Annotated in this window: 3 protein-coding genes; all 3 read right to left on the minus strand. The window is 58.2% G+C overall.

What is annotated here, in order from left to right:
- Nucleotides 1-695 (minus strand): copper homeostasis membrane protein CopD (copD, locus tag BTM36_RS17315; protein ID WP_139347179.1); only part of this gene is annotated, 695 nt, incomplete at its 3' end.
- Nucleotides 696-702: 7 nt separating this feature from the next.
- Nucleotides 703-1,089, minus strand: a complete 387-nt coding sequence (copC, locus tag BTM36_RS17320; protein WP_050470709.1) for a copper homeostasis periplasmic binding protein CopC — start codon at nucleotides 1,087-1,089, stop codon at nucleotides 703-705.
- A gap of 46 nt (nucleotides 1,090-1,135) precedes the next feature.
- Nucleotides 1,136-1,705: copper resistance protein B (locus BTM36_RS17325; protein ID WP_139347180.1), on the minus strand; the 570-nt coding region annotated here is incomplete at its 5' end.

Here is a 1,705-nt window from a genome sequence, read left to right on the forward strand (position 1 = left end):
GGAGAAGAGAAAAGCCCTGTAATGGTGGGGCCCACAATCAGCCAGTAGTTCAGCGCACCGGTGATCACCAACGATCCGACGATGAGTGTGCCCATCAGCGCAAAGCCGTTGAGCGTTCGGCTGAGTAGAGAAACATCTGCCGGGGCGTTGCCGTAACGCAGAACCAACATCAGGATGAACGCTGCCAGCGCACCTATCCAGCCGCCAGCGGCGAGCAGATGGATGATGTCGGCAATCAGGTGAACATGTCCTCGTACGCCTTCGTCCATTGCACCATGACCAGCCCAGGATAACGTGGCCAAGGCGGCGCCCCCCGCTGCGCTCATCAGAACTGCACTCACGGTCGGCCATACGTTCGACAGTAGCGCAGTTATGATAACCACGAGCAACATCCCCATCCGCAGGCACCACGCCATGCCAAAAGAGGTGTCCGTCAACATCATCTCGAACATGTGTTGTTCAATCGAGCCGATGTCAGCAGCGCCGGTCATCGCCTTGGTCATGAGCAGCATGCTCACCGCCGACAGCGCTAGCCCGATGGCGGCTGCACTGGCCGTCAGTACGACGAACTTCTTACCCAAGGGGGATGAACGCTCAGGCTGGCGCAGCGCATGCAGCTGGAACAGCGGCAGGCCAAAGACAAGCATCAAGTCCAGATACAGCGCAAAGCGCACCAAAACGGTCATCCCGTCCATTACCTGCTCACTTCACCGTGAAAGTAATCTTGCCGGTGATCGGATGGGTATCCGACGAGACCGCACGCCATTCGATGCTGTACACGCCCGGCATCAACGGTTGGCTTGGTGTGATTACCATGGTCTTGGGGTCATCCGAGCCAGACACTTTGGCCGCCATCTTCATTGGCGAGGCATGGTTCATCCCTGGCATGCTGGTCATCAAGAGGCTGGCACCGGAGAACTGCTTGGAGAGATTTTCCGAGAAGTGCAGTTCGATCTTTTCCGGCGCACTCACTGTCGAGTTGTCTTCAGGGGTCGAGCCAAGCAGCTTCGGATGAGCGAAGGCTGCGGTAGCGAACGCGGCTGCAGCGATGGTGACGGCCGTTTTAGCGAAGAAAGATTGGTAGGACATGGCGATACTCCTTGGAGATGTTGTGGAGGATTAAAACGGTGGAGACTTAGAACAAAACGCGTACGCCGGCCACGAGCCTGGTTTCACCGGCATTGCCGCCAGCACCACGTGAGAAGCTGGCAGTACGGCCGAAACTCTGATCGCGCTCAATTCCGACGTAAGGAGCGAATTGGCGGGAGAACTCATAGCGCAGCCGAACGCCATAGGCCGCGCTGGACAGGCCCCGTCCGATGCCAAGCTCAGGATCTTCTTTACCGTACAGGTTGGCCTCGACGCGAGGTTGAAGCACCCAGCGCTGGGTCAACAACACCTCGTATTCGGCCGCCAGGCGCAAGGCAGTCCGACCTTGCTCTCCAACGTAGCCTGTCGCCTCTACTTCAAACCAGTATGGGGCCAGTCCCTGGACGCCGAAGGCGAGCCAATTGCGACCAGGTCGATTGCTGCCGACGTCGACGCGAAGGCCGAGCTGAGTGTCCCAATAGGGAGTAATCGCATGGCTCCACAGCAATTCGGTCCGGGCATCGCCTACGCGGCCTTGTTCGATATCGCCTTCGGCTTTGAGGTAGAACTTGTCATACGAATTGCCGATCCAGCCTTGGGTATCGTAGGCGACAGA

It is taken from the genome of Herbaspirillum sp. VT-16-41 (assembly GCF_001994935.1).
Classification (GTDB): Bacteria; Pseudomonadota; Gammaproteobacteria; order Burkholderiales; family Burkholderiaceae_D; genus Herbaspirillum; species Herbaspirillum frisingense.